The sequence below is a fragment of the Paenibacillus baimaensis genome (genome assembly GCF_025567575.1).
Genome location: NZ_JAOQIO010000110.1, coordinates 111,277 through 129,885, shown reverse-complemented (window position 1 = coordinate 129,885; position 18,609 = coordinate 111,277). Strand labels below are relative to the sequence as shown.

General features: G+C 47.0%; 15 protein-coding genes. 11 read left to right on the top strand and 4 right to left on the bottom strand.

Annotation, left to right across the window (positions count from 1 at the left end):
• Positions 1-9 precede the first annotated feature (9 nt).
• From OB236_RS32510 to OB236_RS32495, 4 genes are read left to right on the top strand one after another with little or no spacing between them, the layout of a single operon-like run.
• A complete protein-coding gene (locus OB236_RS32510; protein ID WP_262687734.1) occupies positions 10-840 on the top strand; it encodes a carbohydrate ABC transporter permease in 831 nt (276 codons plus the stop codon).
• Positions 840-1,802, top strand: coding sequence for a phosphoglycerate dehydrogenase (locus OB236_RS32505; RefSeq protein WP_262687733.1), 963 nt, complete (start codon positions 840-842; stop codon positions 1,800-1,802). The genes OB236_RS32510 and OB236_RS32505 overlap by 1 nt, the downstream gene beginning before the upstream one ends.
• A 42-nt stretch (positions 1,803-1,844) precedes the next feature.
• Positions 1,845-3,128: a nickel pincer cofactor-dependent isomerase, group 22 gene (locus tag OB236_RS32500; RefSeq protein ID WP_262687732.1), complete on the top strand. Its 1,284-nt coding sequence runs from the start codon at positions 1,845-1,847 to the stop codon at positions 3,126-3,128.
• Positions 3,129-3,183: 55 nt separating this feature from the next.
• On the top strand, positions 3,184-4,092 hold the full coding sequence (locus OB236_RS32495) for a dihydrodipicolinate synthase family protein (RefSeq protein ID WP_262687731.1): 909 nt from the start codon (positions 3,184-3,186) through the stop codon (positions 4,090-4,092).
• Positions 4,093-4,223: 131 nt separating this feature from the next.
• Here the strand turns inward: OB236_RS32495 and aroA are convergent, their stop codons facing one another.
• A complete protein-coding gene (gene aroA / locus OB236_RS32490) occupies positions 4,224-5,615 on the bottom strand; it encodes a 3-phosphoshikimate 1-carboxyvinyltransferase (RefSeq protein WP_262687729.1) in 1,392 nt (463 codons plus the stop codon).
• 110 nt (positions 5,616-5,725) lie between these two features.
• Between aroA and OB236_RS32485 the strand changes: the two genes are divergently transcribed.
• The 4 genes from OB236_RS32485 (at position 5,726) to OB236_RS32470 (ending at position 8,624) form a co-directional block, all read left to right on the top strand.
• The gene (locus OB236_RS32485) at positions 5,726-6,649 is read left to right on the top strand and encodes a LysR family transcriptional regulator (protein WP_262687728.1); all 924 of its coding nucleotides are present in this window, start codon (positions 5,726-5,728) and stop codon (positions 6,647-6,649) included.
• Positions 6,650-6,727: 78 nt separating this feature from the next.
• Entirely contained in the window at positions 6,728-6,877 is a 150-nt protein-coding gene (locus OB236_RS32480; protein ID WP_262687727.1) for a hypothetical protein, read from the top strand.
• Between the two features lie 164 nt (positions 6,878-7,041).
• The gene (gene tnpB, locus OB236_RS32475; RefSeq protein WP_262687803.1) at positions 7,042-8,145 is read left to right on the top strand and encodes an IS200/IS605 family element RNA-guided endonuclease TnpB; all 1,104 of its coding nucleotides are present in this window, start codon (positions 7,042-7,044) and stop codon (positions 8,143-8,145) included.
• A gap of 47 nt (positions 8,146-8,192) precedes the next feature.
• Positions 8,193-8,624, top strand: coding sequence for an MFS transporter (locus OB236_RS32470; protein WP_262687726.1), 432 nt, complete (start codon positions 8,193-8,195; stop codon positions 8,622-8,624).
• Positions 8,625-8,670: 46 nt separating this feature from the next.
• Here the strand turns inward: OB236_RS32470 and OB236_RS32465 are convergent, their stop codons facing one another.
• Positions 8,671-9,546: an AraC family transcriptional regulator gene (locus OB236_RS32465; RefSeq protein WP_262687725.1), complete on the bottom strand. Its 876-nt coding sequence runs from the start codon at positions 9,544-9,546 to the stop codon at positions 8,671-8,673.
• 169 nt (positions 9,547-9,715) lie between these two features.
• Between OB236_RS32465 and OB236_RS32460 the strand changes: the two genes are divergently transcribed.
• Together OB236_RS32460 and OB236_RS32455 are read left to right on the top strand one after the other, a co-directional pair.
• Positions 9,716-12,712, top strand: coding sequence for a glycoside hydrolase family 78 protein (locus tag OB236_RS32460; protein ID WP_262687724.1), 2,997 nt, complete (start codon positions 9,716-9,718; stop codon positions 12,710-12,712).
• Between the two features lie 398 nt (positions 12,713-13,110).
• Positions 13,111-14,337 (top strand): benzoate/H(+) symporter BenE family transporter, encoded by a 1,227-nt coding sequence (locus tag OB236_RS32455; protein WP_262687722.1) that lies wholly within the window; start codon positions 13,111-13,113, stop codon positions 14,335-14,337.
• Between the two features lie 122 nt (positions 14,338-14,459).
• Here OB236_RS32455 and pdxR read toward each other — a convergent pair whose 3' ends face one another.
• Complete coding sequence (gene pdxR, locus OB236_RS32450; protein ID WP_262687721.1) at positions 14,460-15,890, bottom strand: MocR-like pyridoxine biosynthesis transcription factor PdxR; 1,431 nt, start codon at positions 15,888-15,890, stop codon at positions 14,460-14,462.
• 279 nt (positions 15,891-16,169) lie between these two features.
• Here pdxR and OB236_RS32445 point away from each other — a divergent pair, with 279 nt between their 5' ends.
• Positions 16,170-16,394, top strand: a complete 225-nt coding sequence (locus OB236_RS32445; protein WP_076235732.1) for a hypothetical protein — start codon at positions 16,170-16,172, stop codon at positions 16,392-16,394.
• Between the two features lie 150 nt (positions 16,395-16,544).
• Here the strand turns inward: OB236_RS32445 and OB236_RS32440 are convergent, their stop codons facing one another.
• Positions 16,545-18,605 carry a peptidoglycan D,D-transpeptidase FtsI family protein gene (locus OB236_RS32440; RefSeq protein WP_076235733.1) on the bottom strand — a complete coding sequence of 687 codons (2,061 nt, stop codon included), beginning with the start codon at positions 18,603-18,605 and terminating at the stop codon, positions 16,545-16,547.
• Positions 18,606-18,609: the final 4 nt, after the last annotated feature.

The window sequence follows — 18,609 nt, the reverse complement described above, 5'->3', positions numbered from 1 at the left end:
GATGCTGCTATGGAAAAAAATAATGTAAGTAAACAAATTATTGTATATATGACGTTGGCTATTTTATTAATCTTTGCCTTGTTTCCGCTTTACTGGATGTTGAACACTTCTTTTAAATCGCAGGGTGAGATTTATAATATGGTGCCATCATTTTGGCCCAAGCATTTCGAGTGGTCCGCTTATGTGAAGCTGATTACCGAGAAGCATTTTCTGGTCAACATTAAGAATAGCCTTGTAGTGTCTCTGATTGTTTCCTTAGTCTCTATTATGATTAGTGTGCTGGCTGCTTATGCAATATCCAAGCTTCGCTTCCCAGGTAGAGGCATCATTTCCAAAGGTATTCTATACGCATATTTAATGCCGAGAGCTGTATTGTTCATCCCTTTGTATATGCTGGTGTCTGCGATCGGATTAAACGATTCTATATTTGGCCTGATGGTCATATATCCAACCATTACGATTCCTTATGCAACATGGATGCTTATCTCTTATTTCAAGTCCATACCGGTGGAGATCGAAGAGGCGGCTATGATTGACGGCTGCACAAGGCTGCGTACGATGATGAGCATTATATTTCCGTTATCGGCACCGGGCATTGCGGCCACCTTTATTTTTGCCTTCACGTTGTGCTGGTCCGAGTATTTGTATGCATTAGTGGTGGTAACCAAGGGTGCGGATAAAACGATTACGTTAGGCTTGGCTGATATGATTGTTGGTGACGTATTTGCTTGGGGTCCTCTCATGGGAGGTTCTATCATCGCTTCTATCCCTGTCATCATTATGTATTTGTTTACTTCAAAATATATGGTCAGCGGAATGACTGTCGGAGGAGTTAAATAATGACAAAAGTGAATAAAATATTAGTAACGGCGACCAACTATTCCAAGCTGTGTGCAGAAGCGAAACAATTATTGGAGGATAACGGCTGTGAAATTATTGAGAATAGGCTGGGCCGTCCCTTCACGTTTGAGGAATTAAAGGATATCGTGCATGATATCGATGGCGTTGTCGCTGGTGTTGATACATGGGATCAGGCTGTGTTCCAGCTCGCTCCCAAGCTGAAAGTTATCGCAAGATTTGGCGTCGGCGTTGATAATATCGATCTGGAGAAGGCCAAGCAATACGGCGTCAAGGTTACGAATGTACCGGGCGGGAATGCGAACGCGGTAGCTGAATTAGCCATTGGACTTATCCTTGGCGCCGTGCGAAATATTCCGGCATTGCAGCAGTCAGCAAGAAATGGAGTGTGGGACCGGTTTGTCGGAGCGGAGCTTAAAGGCAGAAAAATTGGTTTACTTGGATTTGGAAACATTGCCCAGATGGTTGCCAAGAAGCTGCAAGGCTTTGAAGTACAGTTGTCAGCTTACGATAAATATCCAAATGCCGACAAAGCCCAAGAGCTTAACGTCACATTGACTTCTTATGAGCATATTTTACGTGAATCCGACGTAGTGAGTATGCATTTACCAAGTCTCCAGGAAACGCATCATTTCATGAACAATGAAACCTTCGGGATGATGAAGGATGGTTCTTACTTCGTTAATACTGCAAGAGGTGCTGTTGTTAGCGAGAACGCACTTTATGAGGCATTAAAATCAGGAAAGCTTGCCGGAGCCGCCATTGATGTGTATGAGCAAGAACCGGTTTCAGCGGATAATCCATTATTTCAAATCAGCAACATCGTCACCACACCGCATACGGCTGCTGAAACCTATGAAACGTACCATTTGGTTAGCTTGACGACGGCCCAAGCGATTCTCGATGTTTTCCATGACAAGCAGCCGGCCAACCTGCTCACGTAGCTTGCAGCAGTACACTTTAATACGAGATCGAGGCGGATGCAGATGTTGATGGACACAATTCTTCCCCGAATGATTCCGGTTGAACAGCATTTTGCACGTAAAAGGGTTGGACATATACCGGAAGCTATACAGCAGCAATTTGCTTTAGAGGATATTCACCGTAAAATTGGTAGCGGCATGAAGGTCGCAGTGGCAGTTGGCAGCCGGGGCATTGCTGATTTGCAGCAGGTTGTAGCTGCTGTTATCGCTATGATTAAGTATTATGGAGGGAAGCCGTTTATCGTTCCCGCTATGGGCAGCCACGGTGGAGCCTCTGCCGAAGGCCAAATCGAGATATTGGCGGAATACGGAATTACGGAAGCTGAGGTTGGAGCGCCTGTTGTCAGCTCGATGGATACGGTTGAGGTAGGGACGACGAGCGGTGGTATCCCCTTGTACTTTGATCGGCATGCCTTTGAAGCGGATGCAGTTGTCATGGTGGGACGAATTAAAGCCCATACCGATTTTAAGGGCTCTGTGGAAAGCGGGCTGCTCAAAATGGCAGCGATTGGCTTAGGCAAGCATAAAGGAGCAGCAGCTCTTCACAGCCAGGGCTTTGACTCTTTTGCAGCGTTGATTCCGGAAGCCGGCGCTATTTTGTTAGCGAAGACACCCATCGTATTAGGGGTTGCCATCCTTGAGAATGCGTATGACGAAATAGCAGATATCCAAATCCTCACCTCCGAAGAAATAGCTGCCAAGGAGCCGGAACTGCTGGCTATAGCTAAAACCTATATGCCGCGAATTCATTTGGACAAGATAGATGTGCTGATCATCGATGAGATAGGCAAGAACATCAGCGGAGCCGGAATGGACCCCAACATTACGGGCCGATTTGGCGGACCGATTCATCATCCTGTTGAAGCTCCGTCTATTCAAAAAGTGTTTGTCCGCGATTTAACCTATCAATCTCATGGAAATGCTACAGGAATTGGGTTGGCGGATATTACGACAAGACGGCTGGTGGATAAGATTGATTTTAACAAAACTTATACGAATTGTATCACTTCAACCGTTCTGACAGGTGCCAAGATACCAGTTACGATGCCTGCGGACCGTGATGCCTTGAATATCGCAATTCAAACGTGCAACAAGATCGTTCCGGGAAATGTTAAAATCGTTTGGATTAAAAATACATTATTTTTGCAGCATATCTACATCTCGGACACGTACGACGAGGCTTTGAGTGGCTGTTCCACGCTGTCCGTTATGGGAGACGCTATACCATTTGAATTTGATGAGTTGGGTAATTTGGCAGTACCGCCACTGTTTGTTGAGCACTCTTGATCGACACAACGCTAGCAATGATAAAGATCATCTGATCATTAAGGAGATAGGACAAATGAAACATTTATATGGTGTAACGACAGCTATGGTAACTCCGTTCGATGAGCAAGGCAATGTTCAGATCGATAAAGTAAAGGAGCTGACGGAATTTTTAATTTCCAAGGGCGTTCATTGCTTGTACCCGCTCGGTACAACAGGGGAGATGCTGAGACTTTCGGTAGAGGAACGGAAAAAAGTTGCACAGGCCGTTGTCAAAAAGGCAAATCAACGTGTAACTGTCTATATTCATGTCGGTGCAATGAACGAAGAAGAGACCATTGCTCTGGCTAAGCATGCTTATGAGATTGGTGCGGACGGGATCGGCGTCGTTACACCTGTGTTTTTTGGAGCAAACGATAAAGAGCTGGAAACGTATTTCGTCAATGTTGCTTCCAGCGTACCGGATCATTTTCCTGTATATTTGTACAGTATTCCGCAATGTGCGGCGAATGATATTAAACCGGATGTGGCTCAGCGTGTGGCTGACCAATGTAAGAATGTGATAGGCATCAAATACAGTTATCCCGACTTCTTAAGAGTGAATGAGTACCTTACCGTTAATCAAGGTGATTTCTCGGTAGTGCCGGGTGCTGACCGCTTGTTTTTGCCTGCATTGGCTATGGGCTGTGAGGGTGTTGTATCAGGTGTATCCTGCGTATACCCTGAACCATTCGTAGCCGTCTACAACGCCTATAAAGAGAATGATTTGGATAAAGCAAGAAAGATGCAAAGGCTGGCTACCCAATTTTGCGAAGCATTGAAGAGTGGAAGCAACATGTCCTACTTTAAAGAAGCTCTCAAGCTCAGAGGTGTCGATGCCGGATTGATGAAAGCACCTCAATTAAATATTACTTCGGATGAGATTACTGAGCTGGAAGCAGTCTTAAAGAAACTTGAACAACAAGCAGCGGTGTTATTGGGATAATTGGGTGAAAAGCAGAGCACCCGGAGAGGTGCTCTTTGTATGATGAGGTCAACCGGAAACTTCGGTTGGCCTTTTTGGTATATTGTGTTCTAAGGTACGCATCTTCTGGCATGTTGTTTGCAGATACATCATCAGCTTCTATGCACTTGCAGCCCAAGCTGCTCCATGTCCTCGAAAAAGCGTGGATACGTCTTGGATACACAGCCGGGGTCCAGCAGACGGATACCGCCGATGCGAGAGCCGATCAGGGTAAGCGACATCGCCATACGATGATCGTCATAGGTTGGCAGTACAGCAGGCTGCGGGTTGCCGGGATAGATTGTCATTCCGTCAGGGTGCTCAACAACCTGAATCCCGAGACGGCCAAGTGATTCGCACATGGCCTGTATGCGGTCGCATTCATGTGCTCGTATATGACCAACCTCCGTAATCGTAATCGGCGCATCGGCAAAGATAGCCATGGCTGCCAAAGTCATCGTCTGATCCGACATTTCCTTCATACTGATCGTAAAACCACCCTTTAATTGCTGTGCTCCCCATAGCTCAATACCGATGGCACTCTTCTGAATACGGCAGCCCATTTGTTCAAAAACCTCCAGCATACCGAGATCCGGTTGATTCGTTTGGTCTGGAAGATTGGTAATTCTCACATGACCACCGGTTAGTGCGGCGTAGGCCAGCGCGTAGCAACTGGTTGATGCATCGGCTTCGAGTGTCAGCGTCTGGGCTGCGTACACCTGGGGCAAAATTTCGTATTCATTCAATCGTTCATGGTGCGTTACGGTAACACCAAATTGCTTCATCAGGCTTATCGTTAAACTCACATATGCGTGCTGGACGATGGTGTCAGTGATTCTGATTCGTGTGGCTTGCCTCGCATATGGACTAGCAAGCAGCAATCCGCTTATGAATTGACTGGAAACAGACCCGGATACATGTACATTGCCCCCACGAAGTCCATGTGCCTGAATTTCTATAGGCAGTTGCCCATCAAGAGCCTTATATTCGATGCTTGCACCTAACTGCTGAAGGGCTTCAATCAATGGCCGAATCGGACGTTCGCTTAGACGTTGGCTGCCTTCAACCAACCAACTGCCCGCTGCACTTGCCGCCAAAGCTCCTGGCAGGAAACGGGCTGCTGTGCCAGCCGCACCCAAATACAGCCTTCCGCTCTGATTTGGCCATTGGCCTCCAGTTCCTTCAATGGTTACCGTGCTTCCATCGACCTCAAGCTTCACGCCCAGCCTTTGCAAAGCATCCAGACACCAGTAAGAATCATCACTGCGAAGAATATGTCCGATTGTGGATGTGCCTTCTGCTAATGCAGCTATAAGGAGTGCACGATTCGTGCAGCTTTTGCTGCCGGGAATGGCGATGGCGCCATCCGGTACATGAAGGGGAGGATAAATCTCGACTTCCTTCGTATCTGACAGAGCGGCCCATGGAGAGCGGGCTTGAAGATCGGGGGTGAAACTGTGTTTAGAATCGTTCTTGCCATCATTTGGCGACTGGTTAGCAGACATCTGCTTGTCACTCCTTGTTTACGAATTTGAATGTTTTCTCTATTATAAGGAATAGATAGACATACAAAAAATTGTTATCTTCTATACTTCACATAGAGAGGTGCTATGTCATGAGCTCGATGGACTACTATAAGGTGTTCTATCACACCGTGAAGGAAGGCAGCATAACCGGAGCCGCGCAGCAGCTTTACATTACGCAGCCGAGTGCCAGCTACGCAATTAAACAATTGGAGGAGCAGTTAGGCGTACGTCTGCTGCTGCGCAAGGCCAAAGGAATTGAAATGACGGAAGAGGGGAGAGTGCTGTTTCAATTCGTAGAGCAGGCTTATGGGCTGCTGGTTGCCGGAGAGCGGAAAATCAGCGAGATGAAAACCTATATAGCGGGGACGATTCGTCTCGGTGCCAGCGACTCGCTCTGCAAATATTTCCTCTTTCCTTTTCTCGATAAATTTCACAAGGCGCATCCGAGCATACGCATCTGCTTATCTCACGGAAAAACGGAGTCCATCCTACGGCGTCTGCGGGATGGGGAGATCGATTGCGGAATTGCCCATCTGCCGGTCGATGACCGGCTTCTTGTGCAAACGACGAAACCGATCCAGGACTGCTTCATAGCGGGGCCTGAATATGCAGCTCTTGCCCAAGCACCGATTACGCTTCAGGAGTTGAGCAAGCAGCCTTTTGTTATGTTGTCGGCACACAGTCGGACACGTACATTTTTTCATGCGCTGCTGCAAACCTATGGGTTGGAGGTCGTACCGGATATTGAGCTCGGGAGCGTTGATTTACTGATCGATTTTGTCCGTAAGGGGATGGGTATTTCCTTTATAACCAAGGAATTTGTAGGCGATGATTTGGCGGCAGGTACGCTGGTCGAGCTCAAGCTTGTGGAGCCGATCCCTTCCCGCTCGATCGGGGTCGTTACGATACCGGATGGGGCCTTGTCGCAAGCAGCGGCTTTTTTTGTAAAGGAGCTTGTCGCTCATATGGAGCAGAATGAAATGGAGGCGGCTCCGCTAGATCGTAAGGTATGATAAACAGGAGGCTTTGCGGATCGGATATTCGTTAGGCTGTACGTTTTGTATCTGATTGTAGACCGGGGAATGATGGTAATGGGTAATCCTAAGATGTCCAGAGACAGGGGCAGGCTTCTTGCCGGAGTAGGTTTACTGTCGATCTTTACTTCGTCTTTTGTATACATGCTGGGTGTTCACATGCTGCGGCCGATCATGGCGCTATATTTTGATGTAAAGTTTTCGTAAACTCGTGACTTCAGTCGTGAGTTAGAAAACGTCGGATAGGGCGTGGCTTATGCCACGTTAACGATCCGACACATGTGTAGAACACAGGTGCAAGCCATATCTTGAAGCGAACATATGTGCTATAATGGGTGGGTACCCCAAAACGAAAGGAGGTTATGTTCGTCATTTTGCATCACAAAGCTTACAAATTCCGTATGTACCCCACGCCAGAACAGGCAACCCTCATTAACAAGACGATTGGATGCGCTCGATTTGTGTTTAATCGTTTTCTAGCCCTCTGGAGTAACACCTACAAAAAGACAGGAAAAGGCTTATCTTATCGTGCATGTTCGGCTGAACTCACCAAACTAAAACAAAAAATAGACTGGTTGAACGAACCCGACAAATTTGCTCTACAAAATGCTCTAAGGAATTTAAATGATGCTTACCATCGCTTTTTCAAAAAACAAAATGATGCGCCTAAGTTTAAGAGTAAGAAGAATCCGGGACAGTCTTACCAAACGAACTATACGAATGGAAATATTAAAATGGTAGACAATCAGATCAAGCTGCCTAAACTTGGACTTGTAAAATTCGCTAAAAGTCGTGAAGTCGAAGGTCGTATCGTCCATGCTACGGTTAGACGCCATCCATCCGGTACCTATTTTGTATCTGTACTTGCAGAGGTTGAAATCCAGGAGTTGCCCCAAACAGGCCATGAAGTTGGCATCGATGTGGGCTTGAAAGATTTTGCCATTCTATCTAGTGGTGAAGTGTATGGCAACCCTAAATTCTTTCACAGACTGGAAGAAAAACTGGCAAGAGCACAGCGTAAACTTTCACGAAGGAAGAAGAACGGATCCAACGGGAACAAGCAGCGCATCAAAGTTGCTCAGATACATGAAACCATCCGTAATACCCGTAAAGATTACTTGGATAAAGCCTCCACGCAGATTGTCAAAAACCACGACATCATTGCGATTGAAGATTTACAAGTAGCGAATATGGTCAAGAATCCTAAGTTAGCCAAATCCATTAGCGAAGTATCTTGGTCCCTATTTCGCTCCATGCTAGAGTACAAAGCGAAATGGTATGGTCGTATGGTTGTAGCCGTTGGCCAAACATTTGCAAGTAGTCAACTATGTTCTTGCTGTGGTTACAAAAACAAAGATGTGAAAGACCTGAACTTACGCGTTTGGGACTGTCCTGATTGTAGAACCCATCACGACCGAGATGTCAACGCAAGCCTAAACATTCTTGCCGAAGGTAAAAGACTGCTTACCGTGTAAATGGGCCGTACAACCATTATGCAAACTGTTGGGACGACAGGGTTAGCTTGGTAAACTTCTCTTCGTTAGAAGGGACTACCCAAGAATCTTGTGACTCTAGTCATAAGAGGTTCAAGAATCGACTTGGCTATCATAGAATTATGATGATCAGTATTTTTAGCGGAGCTGGCTGCTTACTGGCACTACTGCTGAATACCGGGTATGGGCTGCTTGCTGCTAATGTGTTTATTTGGGGAGCTTGTACGAGCGTCAATCAACCCGTTGCGCTCATGATGGTGTCACAAACCGTGAAGCCAAGCGAACGGGGCTTGGGGATGAGTATCCGCACCATGTCCAACCGGATCGTGCAATTAACGAATCCGCTGCTGTTTGGTATGATGACGACGGTTATTGGTCTTGCTGGCGGCTTCGGTGTCATGGGAGTCCTGCTGCTGGGCTTCGGCGTGCTGTATCATAGGCAGAGCAAGGCAAAGTCTTAGACAGGGTGCCGGATTAGGCATAACCCCGGGATAAATAAATTGCGGTTCAACAGGTGGAGTCCCGGTATTGCCTTGGGGTGACACCTGTTTTGCTTTTAAACAGACGATTAAAAAACTTCATATCCTGATATCCGGCACGAGAAGCGATATCACTTACCTTGAAGGTGGTTTCCCTGAGAAGAAAACAAGCCTCGCGAATACGCAGATGCTGGAGCAGACCGACAAAGGTCATTCCTGTTCGGGCTTTGATCAGCCGTGACAAGTGGCGTTCACTGACCTTAATCGCTGAAGCAACCATGGAGGCCGTCAGAGGATGAGCAAAATCACGTTCCATCATGATCAAAGCTTGATCGAAGGGTTCATTTCCGGCACTTAGGGTCGGTAAACTTGCGGGATTGGTCATCGGTCGTGCTGTATGGAACAGTAAACCGTTCAGCTGGAGCATCCCTCCATATACAATGAGCTGCCAGCCGGGCTTTTTGGCGGAGAAAGCTTGATGGAGAAAGCTGAAAATCCGCTCGAATTCATCTCTTTCCTCACGATGCCGCAGCCAGCTGTCTCCGTTCATGCTGTCCAGCATTCCACTTCCCGGTTCCCACGGCAGGATGTTTTGCATATGACTTACGGCTTCCTGGGTAAATAGGCAGTTATAGACGATCAGCTTGGTTTTGGCGGTCGGTGATTCGGGACGGAATACATGAGAAACCCCAATTGGAATAAAGGTCACATCCCCTTTACGTACCGGAAAGCACTGCCCTCCTATAAAATGAAAACCCGATCCTTCCCCGACGTAACAAATTTCATAGAAATCATGCGAATGCACCCCAAGATGGAACGATTCCGCGACCCGATTCACATAGATAGGAAAGCTTTTGTCAAAAAATTGCTCACCTCGGGTGACAAAAACGGCTTGCTGAACCATACTCCATGACCTCCTTGTAAAAATACCCCTATTAAATGTCCGTATAGACCCTAATACTCCATAGCGATCATATTAAAATAAGAATAGACAGTAGTCAAGCATCCACTTACGGAGTAAGTGTTTCTATGAACGTTTTATATGATCAGAGGAAATCTAAGGAGGACAATACATGGAAACTGGAACGGTTCACGATTTACCTTTTGTACCAGAGGCGCGCTGGATTTGGGGAGAAGGGGAAGAAAGCCCGAGAAACGAATGGAGGTGCTTCAGGACTTCGTTCATCCCTGTAGTTGACCCTACAGGAAAAGCCGAGCTGCTGTTATCCGCAGATACCCGATATGTGTTGTATGTGAATGGGGTCCTGGTTGGACGTGGCCCCGTACGTTCGTATCATCACCAGTATGCTTATGATGTTTACGAGATCTCTCATTTGCTGCAATCGGGAGCTCCAAACAGTATCGCCGTATTGGTGCTGCATTTTGGGGTGGCTACCTTTTACAGCTTGCGGGGACGCGGCGGTTTGCTGGCACAACTGACACTGTCCGGTACAGGCAGCATCGAAGCTGCCAATAGGAGTGAAGCTTCTGAAGCCGGGGCAGAACCGAGTACGGAGCCAAGGAAATCCATTGTGACTGACTCCAGTTGGAAAACAGAGCTGCACGCAGGTCACGATCCGCATCAGGCGCGGATGTCCGTACAGCATGCTTTTGCCGAGAGTACGGATGCCAGGCTGTGGGATGACAGCTGGACGGAGGCCAAGTTCGATGATAGTGGCTGGCAGGCCGCACAAACCATTGGTCCGGTAGGTACAGCACCGTGGACGGGGATGATGGAGAGAGACATTCCGATGCTTACTGAGGAAGTGGTGTATCCTGCAAGGGTGGAATCGTTGAACCAAACGAGACCTCCGGCATGGTCGATTGCTATCGATGTCAAATACCAGTGGGAGGACTATGGCGCTGATCACGCCAATCACTACCAGGTTGCCGGGATGGTGGCGGCGTTAATACGTCTATCCGAGCCGGGACTGGTGACTCTATGTATGGTGGGAACCTCATTTCTCGCTTGTGCGATTAATGGACATCTGTATGAGAAATCGGATTTTGATGGGGAAGATCCGAAGCTGGAGCTTGGTGTGGAGCTGACTGCAGGAGACCACCTGCTGCTGCTGGACGTATCCGGCAAAGACCATGGCAAAGCCTTCCGGATTGCGTTGGATACGAACGTTCCATTTGAGGTTGTATCACCTTTGGAGTCGTCATCATTAAGCAATGGAACGCAACCATCGCCAGTCGTTACGGTAGGACCTTATAAGCATATGGTTATCAAGGATACCGATGTCGTGGATGCCAAGGAGACGGAGGATTATGTTGAAGCCTTGTCCAAGGTTACCGAGACCATCAAACAGATCAAGACGATAGATGATTTGCTTAGTGGGGCTTATCCGGTAAGAGCCATTTCTCCAAGTCTGGTTCGACTGGAGGATACGTTTGCGATGTCCATTTGGAAACAGGATTCCGTGAGTCATGCCGTTCCCGTATCCTTACAGCTTCTGGCAGCGGCCAATGGGGTACCTGTGGAGGCTCCATTATTTGAGGGAAGCGATACGGAATTTGTATTGGATTTTGGCAAGCAATGGTCAGGCTTTCTGGAATTTGAGCTGAATGCTCCAGAGGGAACGGTAATCGACATGTATGGCTATGAGTTCCAGCAGGATGGCTGGCGTCAGGAAACCTACGGTCTGGATAATACGCTGCGATATACATGCCGTGAGGGCAGGCAAAGCTATGTATCGCCCGTTCGCCGAGGCTTCCGCTATCTCATGGTCACCGTACGCGGCGCCGTGCGTCCGACTCTGTGGTATAAGGTAGTAGTCCGCCAAAGCAACTTCCCAGTTGCACAAATCGGCGAGTTTCAGTGCTCTGACCCCTTGCTAAATGATATATGGGAAATCAGTCGTCATACGACCCGTTTATGCATGGAGGATACGTTCGTAGATTGTCCTGCTTATGAGCAGACTTTCTGGGTGGGGGATAGCCGTAATGAAGCATTAGTTAATTATTATGTGTTCGGGGCGACCGATATCGTTGAGCGCTGCATGCGGTTGGTGCCGGGGTCGGCTGGACAGACTCCTTATTATGGGGATCAGGTGCCAAGCGGCTGGGTAAGCGTCATACCGAACTGGACCTTCTTCTGGGTCATTGCCTGCAAGGAATATGTTGACTACACAGGCAAAATCCAGTTTGCGGAAGACATTTGGCCGCATGTGAAATACACGCTTGATCATTACCTGCAGCACATTGGCGCGGATGGCTTGTTCAGCTTTAGAGGCTGGAATCTGTTGGATTGGGCGCCCATCGACCAGCCGCGGGATGGTGTCGTTACTCACCAAACGATGTTTTTGGTGAAGACGCTGTATGCAGCTGCAGAATTGGCCGAAACAGCAAATGACAGCGAACAGGCCGTGTTGTATCGGGAGCGTGCCGCGCAGCTGGCTGCGGCGATCAATCGCCATCTGTGGTCAGAGGAGCAGCAGGCTTACGTGGATTGTATCCATGTAGATGGAAGGGTTTCGTCTATATTCAGTATGCAAACGCAGGTTGTGGCACTGATTTGTCATATTGCCAGCGGGGAGCGCGAGTCGATTTTACGCGAGTATTTGCTTGCACCTCCGGAGCATTTTGTGAAAATCGGTAGCCCTTTTATGTCTTTCTTTTACTACGAGGCGCTTGCCAAATACGGTGAAACGGGCCGTATGCTGGAAGATATTCGTCAGCATTTTGGCGAAATGATTGAGAATGATGCGACGACCTGCTGGGAGATGTATCCCGGCTTTAAGGAAAATCGGGCGAATCCACGCATGCTGACACGCAGTCACTGCCATGCCTGGTCTGCGGCTCCGGCATATTTCCTGGGAGATCAGCTGCTCGGTGTCAAACCGTTAACTCCAGGCTGGACTCAGGTCAAGGTAGCGCCGTCTCCAGGAGATTTGCGCTATGCCAAGGGACGAATCCCGCTACCAATTCAAGGCTGCATAGAGGTATCCTGGAAGCTGGATGCACAGCGGCATCTGTTCCAGATGCGGGTAAGTGCCCCGAAAGAGATACAGCTGGAGGTCGAATGTCCCGCTGGCTACACGCCTGATATCACGATCGTTCGAATCTAGTCAACGAGCGAACACTGGACAACTGACCTTTTACGAAATATTTTGAATAGGTGTAATCAAAAATGACGACTCAAATTCATTTACTGAATTTTAGAGTCGTCTTTTTATATTATTTGGAAATCGAAACTATGAATTCATTTATGGATTTATTAAATTAGTATTTTTGGATGTTTTAATACAATCCAAAGTACTTTAAGCTAAGATTGCTCGATCAACAAACATGAGTAAAAAGCAGAAAGTGGGGAGAAGATGGGACATTTTGTCGAAGAAAATCTCGAAACCGTGCGTCACTATATGAAATTGGCTAGCCCAGCTTCAGAATGCGAGAAAGAAGATGTGAATTTATTACCGGAACGAAAAAGCGCGCGGGCGATTAGGAGAGAGGTAGGAGAGTGCATATGAACACAACATCATCTTCGTTACGCGTCCGAGATTTGATATCGCCTACTTTAGCTGCTTTAATTTCTGTCATTGTCAACTATGGGGGCACATTTATTCTCGTGTTCCAGGCAGCAAAAGTTGCGGGTCTGAGTCCCGAAATGACTGCTTCATGGATATGGTCGATTTCCATTGGTGTGGGTGTAACCGGAATATGGCTAAGCTACCGATATCGTGAACCCATTATTACGGCTTGGTCAACACCAGGAGTGGCTTTTCTTGTTTCGGCGCTAGCTGTAACCCCATATGCGGAGGCTATTGGGGCTTATATGATATCTGCATTAGGATTTATTATTTTGGGGCTATCTGGTATGTTTGAACGTTTAGTCGGTCTTATACCACCAGGCATTGCCTCCGGGTTACTGGCAGGTATTTTATTGCAATTTGGAATTTCAGCATTCGGAGGAGCGAAAGTTGATCCCTTGCTTGTCGTTGTCCTGTTTGTAGCTTATGTGGTGTTGAAGCGGTATACATCTCGATACGCAGTCGTTGGCATTTTGGTGCTCGGTCTTATTTTTTTGATTAGTACTGGGAAAGCAGATTTCAGTAATATCAAACTGGCTATAGCATCACCGGTATTTGTTGTTCCGGAGTTTTCGGTTCATGCTTTATTGGGAGTTGCATTGCCGCTGTTTGTTATTACCTTGACGGGACAATATATGCCCGGAATGCTTGTGTTGCGAAATGATGGATTTAAGACGAGTGCGAATCCGATTTTAGCGGTTACTGGTTTGGGCTCACTCCTTACAGCTCCATTCGGCTCACATGCCTTTAATGTAGCGGCGATTACTGCGGCGATTTGTACAGGGAAAGACGCACACGAGAATTCAACAAAGCGTTATATTGCAGGTATTGCATGTGGCATTTTTTATATTTTTGTTGGAATTTTTGGTGTGACGCTGGCTGCTTTGTTTCTGACTCTTCCTGCTACCTTTATCGCGACATTAGCGGGATTGGCATTGCTGGGGACAATTGGTGGCAGCCTCACCAATGCTTTAGCGAATACCAAGGGACGTGAGACAGCGTTAATTACTTTTCTGGCGACTGCTGCGAACGTTACATTACTTGGAGTTGGTGGTGCATTCTGGGGGCTTGTTGCTGGTTTGGCGGCACATATTGTGATTCATGGACAATTTCGCAGAAAGCAAAGTAGTACGAGTGGATTACAACAAGCTGAACAGAAATAGAAGGAGGCATTAAAAATGAATACTGGGAAAATAGCCATAGCCACGGGGGGTGATAGCGGTGATGGCACTAGCACGCGTTCATTCATTCAGATAAAGATAAGATTTATGCGGGGATGCTTATATTATGAAAGCATCTCCGCAAGACGATATATTCCCCGTTCAATTGCAGCCTCATCTACTTTTGCGAAGCCCAGCACCCATCCTTTTCGATCGCTTTCCAAACAATAAGTACTGAGCGGATAGACACCTATCCCTATTTTGAGCGCTTGGTAAGTAACGGTTTCCTCATCAAATGAATCCTCACCTTCTAGAAGCATGTGCAATCCCGTTTCTACGCCACTTAGTTTAAAGCGTTCGCCTAGACCGCTCGCGACTATGGCCTTCGTCATGGCTTCATGTCTCCTCCGATATACATTTCTAACTCTTCTCATATGGCGCATGAAATGCCCGTGTTCGATAAAGTGAGCAAGCGTTAATTGCTCCATAATTGGAAGATGGCGATAGGTCAACTCATGGACTCGAGCAAGTTGGTCTATAGCCTCCTTTGAACCAACGATTGCTGATATTCGGATACCAGGAGCAACCATTTTGGAGAAACTCATCATATATAATGTGTTTTGAGGTTGTTGGCTGAACAAAGTTGGAAGAGGATCACCGCGATATCGAAATTCACTGTCATAATCATCTTCGACAATCCAAAATCGATTTTGAACGGCCATGTGGAGTAATTGTTGCCTGCGAGGTTCCGACATAATGACTCCAATCGCGCACTGATGCGAAGGGGTAACAAAGGCTAGTTTGGATTGTGGATGAATATGGTCTACTTGTATTCCATACTCGTCGACAGGAACAGGAGCAACATTCATTCGCCGATATTTCATTGCCATCCAGGCAGCAGGGAAGCCGGGATCTTCAACAGAAACCGTATCTCCTTCATTTAAAAGTGCTTGGGCGATCAAATCTATACTATGCTGTGCACCTGAAGTTAATAAAATCTGATCTATATGCACGTGGATGCCACGTTCTAATGATAAGTAGCGTTGAATCTGTTCGCGTAGCGGCACGAAACCGTAGGCATTGCCGTAAGTCCAACTGGTCAGGTCAGTTTCGTTTGAGGCTTGTAAAAATGATTGTCTCCAATTTTTTTGAAATTGTTCGTCCAAATATGGTTCATGGGGACTGAAATCGATCTCCACTTTCCGATTCTCTTTGCTTCTGAACCAATTGTGCAAATGGTTAACTGCAGTGTTTAATAAAGGCAATTCGGGCGGGACAGGTCCTTGAGATGTAACGTCCTCTGAAGAATAGGTCATATAGCTCCACTCACTTACCCTTGTTCCGCCGCGCCGAGAGGTTAATGTATAACCGCGACTGAACAATTCCTCATAAACGATCTGTATCGTTGAGCGCGAGACACCCACCAATAGGGCGAGTTCACGAGATGGAAGTAGCAATTCGCCTGGTGGCCATTTTCCAGTTGTGATATTATGGATAGCTTGGTCAAGCAGTTGCAGCCATAAGGGACGATCGTCGTTTCGGTTGACTTTTAGCATTCGATTCACCTCCAGGCGTAGTTACTAGTAAATAGGAATATGGATTGTTCGAATTACTGATTAATGGATCTTTAATACAATCTATTAATTGATACATTATCATGACGACACATGCCTTGCAATAGAATGGGTTCAGACAAAAATCATTTATTAAATGACTTGAAATACCTAATAATCAGAAAATTAAAAACAATCAGAATTATTGCTTGACATGGAAATGCTTACAAAATTATGCTTTATTTATTCCAAAAATACCATTTGCAGGGGAGCGGATAGCTGATGAGAATTTCCGAGGGAAATCATGAGTCGATTGTGGATGCTTCAAACCGTTGCTATACGGAGTATCAGTATTTTACAGGACTATCTCTCTTCGAGCTTAATCGCCTACAAGGTAACTATTACTCGGAATTACATACGCTTCAAGAAGAATTTAATCGCCTGATGTATGAACTGCGCGAAGAACTGCAGCAAGCCAAGCAAGGTCAGCTATCACAAACCGCGTAGGCAGTCCTTTCCAACATCCTCAGGTATAACTTCCAAAATTCAGAATTAAACAGACCAGCGATGCTTTGTATAACAGGTAGAATAGAACAAAGACCTTGCTTGCTCGGATCCGGGCAAACAAGGTCTTGTCACGTTATATATGCAGAAGCATCAGGGTCTTTTCACTGCATTGCCAGCTCCGGCAGCACCAGCAGGCGCGCTTAGACCACCGATATATTGATCGTAGGCCTGATACATTTTGGCAGCGATAGGTGCGGCCCCGTACTTTCCGAACCGACCCTCGGGCACAACAACAGCTATCGCCAGAACAGGATCATTTATAGGGGCAAAAGAGATGAATACCGCGTTATCTACACGTCCGCCAGGAACGTCCTGTGTGGAGGTTCCGGTTTTGCGAGCTACAGGAAAGGGCAGCTCTTCAATACCTTCCGCTCCGCTTCGCATTCCATTAATGACCGTATCCCAATAGTTCTTTGGATAATTAACCTCGTTAAGGACTACAGGCTCATAACCACGAACAAGATCACCGCTCGATTTGGTCACTTTTTCCACGAATTGCGGCATCATGCGTTTACCTCGGCTGGCCAGAGTTGCGGCAAACTGTGTTAGCTGCAGTGTTGTGTACTTTTCGTTTTGTCCCCAGGAGGCGTAGACCATAGCAGACTGATAGCTGCTGGACTTGGCATTTTTATAAAACTCATTGGAGCCCTCGTACTCGTTGGGCAGCTTGCTGCCTGTTTTGACACCCAACCCAAATTCGGCAAAATACTTAGCCCATACGTCGAGTACCTCTGATTTCTCTCCGCCGTATTTGTTATAGAGCGGCATCCCGATCATGGCTGACATGAACGTATTGGACGATACTTGAATGGCCGTTGTAGGGTTCAACAATCCATAGGCGTGTCCGTCCGAGTTGCTGATGGTTCGTTTATCCTTACCGAACGTAAACGAGCCGCCATCGCTGTAAGTAGAAGAAGGTGTAATCACATTCTCCATCAAGCCGATCATTACCGACAATGGTTTAACCGTAGAGCCCATGTAGACCAAGGAAGACGGATGCTTGCTGCGCTCTTTTTCCGGATAATCGGGGTAAGAGGTCGTGATCGTACCATTATTGATAAAAGGCATAATCTGGTTGTATTCTTCCGTACTCATGCCGCCTGTCCACGTGTTTGTATCATAGTCCGGCATGCTGGCCATCGCTACGATCTTACCGGTTTTGACCTCCATAGCTACTGCATAGCCTGAGCGGGCATTGGGCGCGTAGGCGATATCGCCTGCCAAACGGCGGTTACGAAGGAAGTTCAGATGATCCGTAATTGCTTGCTGGGCGACCAGCTGTACATTTTTATCGATTGTCAGATGCAGGTTGTGGCCTTTTTCCGGTGGTGTGAGTGTGGCAGGACCAATAATTTTTTGGAGGGCATTGACCGGATACGACTTGACTCCTTTTTGCCCGCGAAGCTCATCCTGATACATCAGCTCCAGCCCATCAAATCCGACATCCTCCACCTCCAGATACTCGTCTCCCTTGTTCTTGTAGAAATCAAGCCCTGAAACAGGGTTTCTTGCGGCATTATACCTTTTCATATAGCCGACGAGCTGGGCTGAGATGCTTTGCTTGTCGTACACGCGGATACTATCCTCGAACACTTCAATGCCGCGGAGCTGATCACGATGCTCCAATAAATAGGCAATTTCCGTATTGGTCAGGTCGGTTTTGATTCTTCGGGGAACGTAATAATAGCTGGGTTCCTTCGTTTTGTTCTTGTCCAGGTCGAATCCGACATCCATCAGCTTGAGGATATCACTGGCGCTGAGACGTTTTTGCTCCGGTTTACCGAAGCGGGCAAAGATATCTTCAAGCTCCTTGGCAAGGCGGATAATGTCATCCTTATCGGTTGCTCGGCCTTCTACGCGGTAATATACGGATTGCATCGATCGCGATTGTGCGATTGGATAACCTGTACGGTCGTAGATGGTACCGCGGATGGGGGCGATGGGGCTCTTGCTTTTGGTAATCTCGGATGTTTCTTCCTTCAGGTACTTGCTCTCCACAAACTGTAAAATGGCCAACCGGACAATCAGTACAGTGAAAATCAAAAAGGTAGCAAAAAAGAATATATTCAGCCGTATCGAAAAATGTTTCTGTATTCTTCCCTTTTTCTGGTCCGGCGGTTCCTCCGTATATCGCGAAAATTGGTTAGCCATCCGT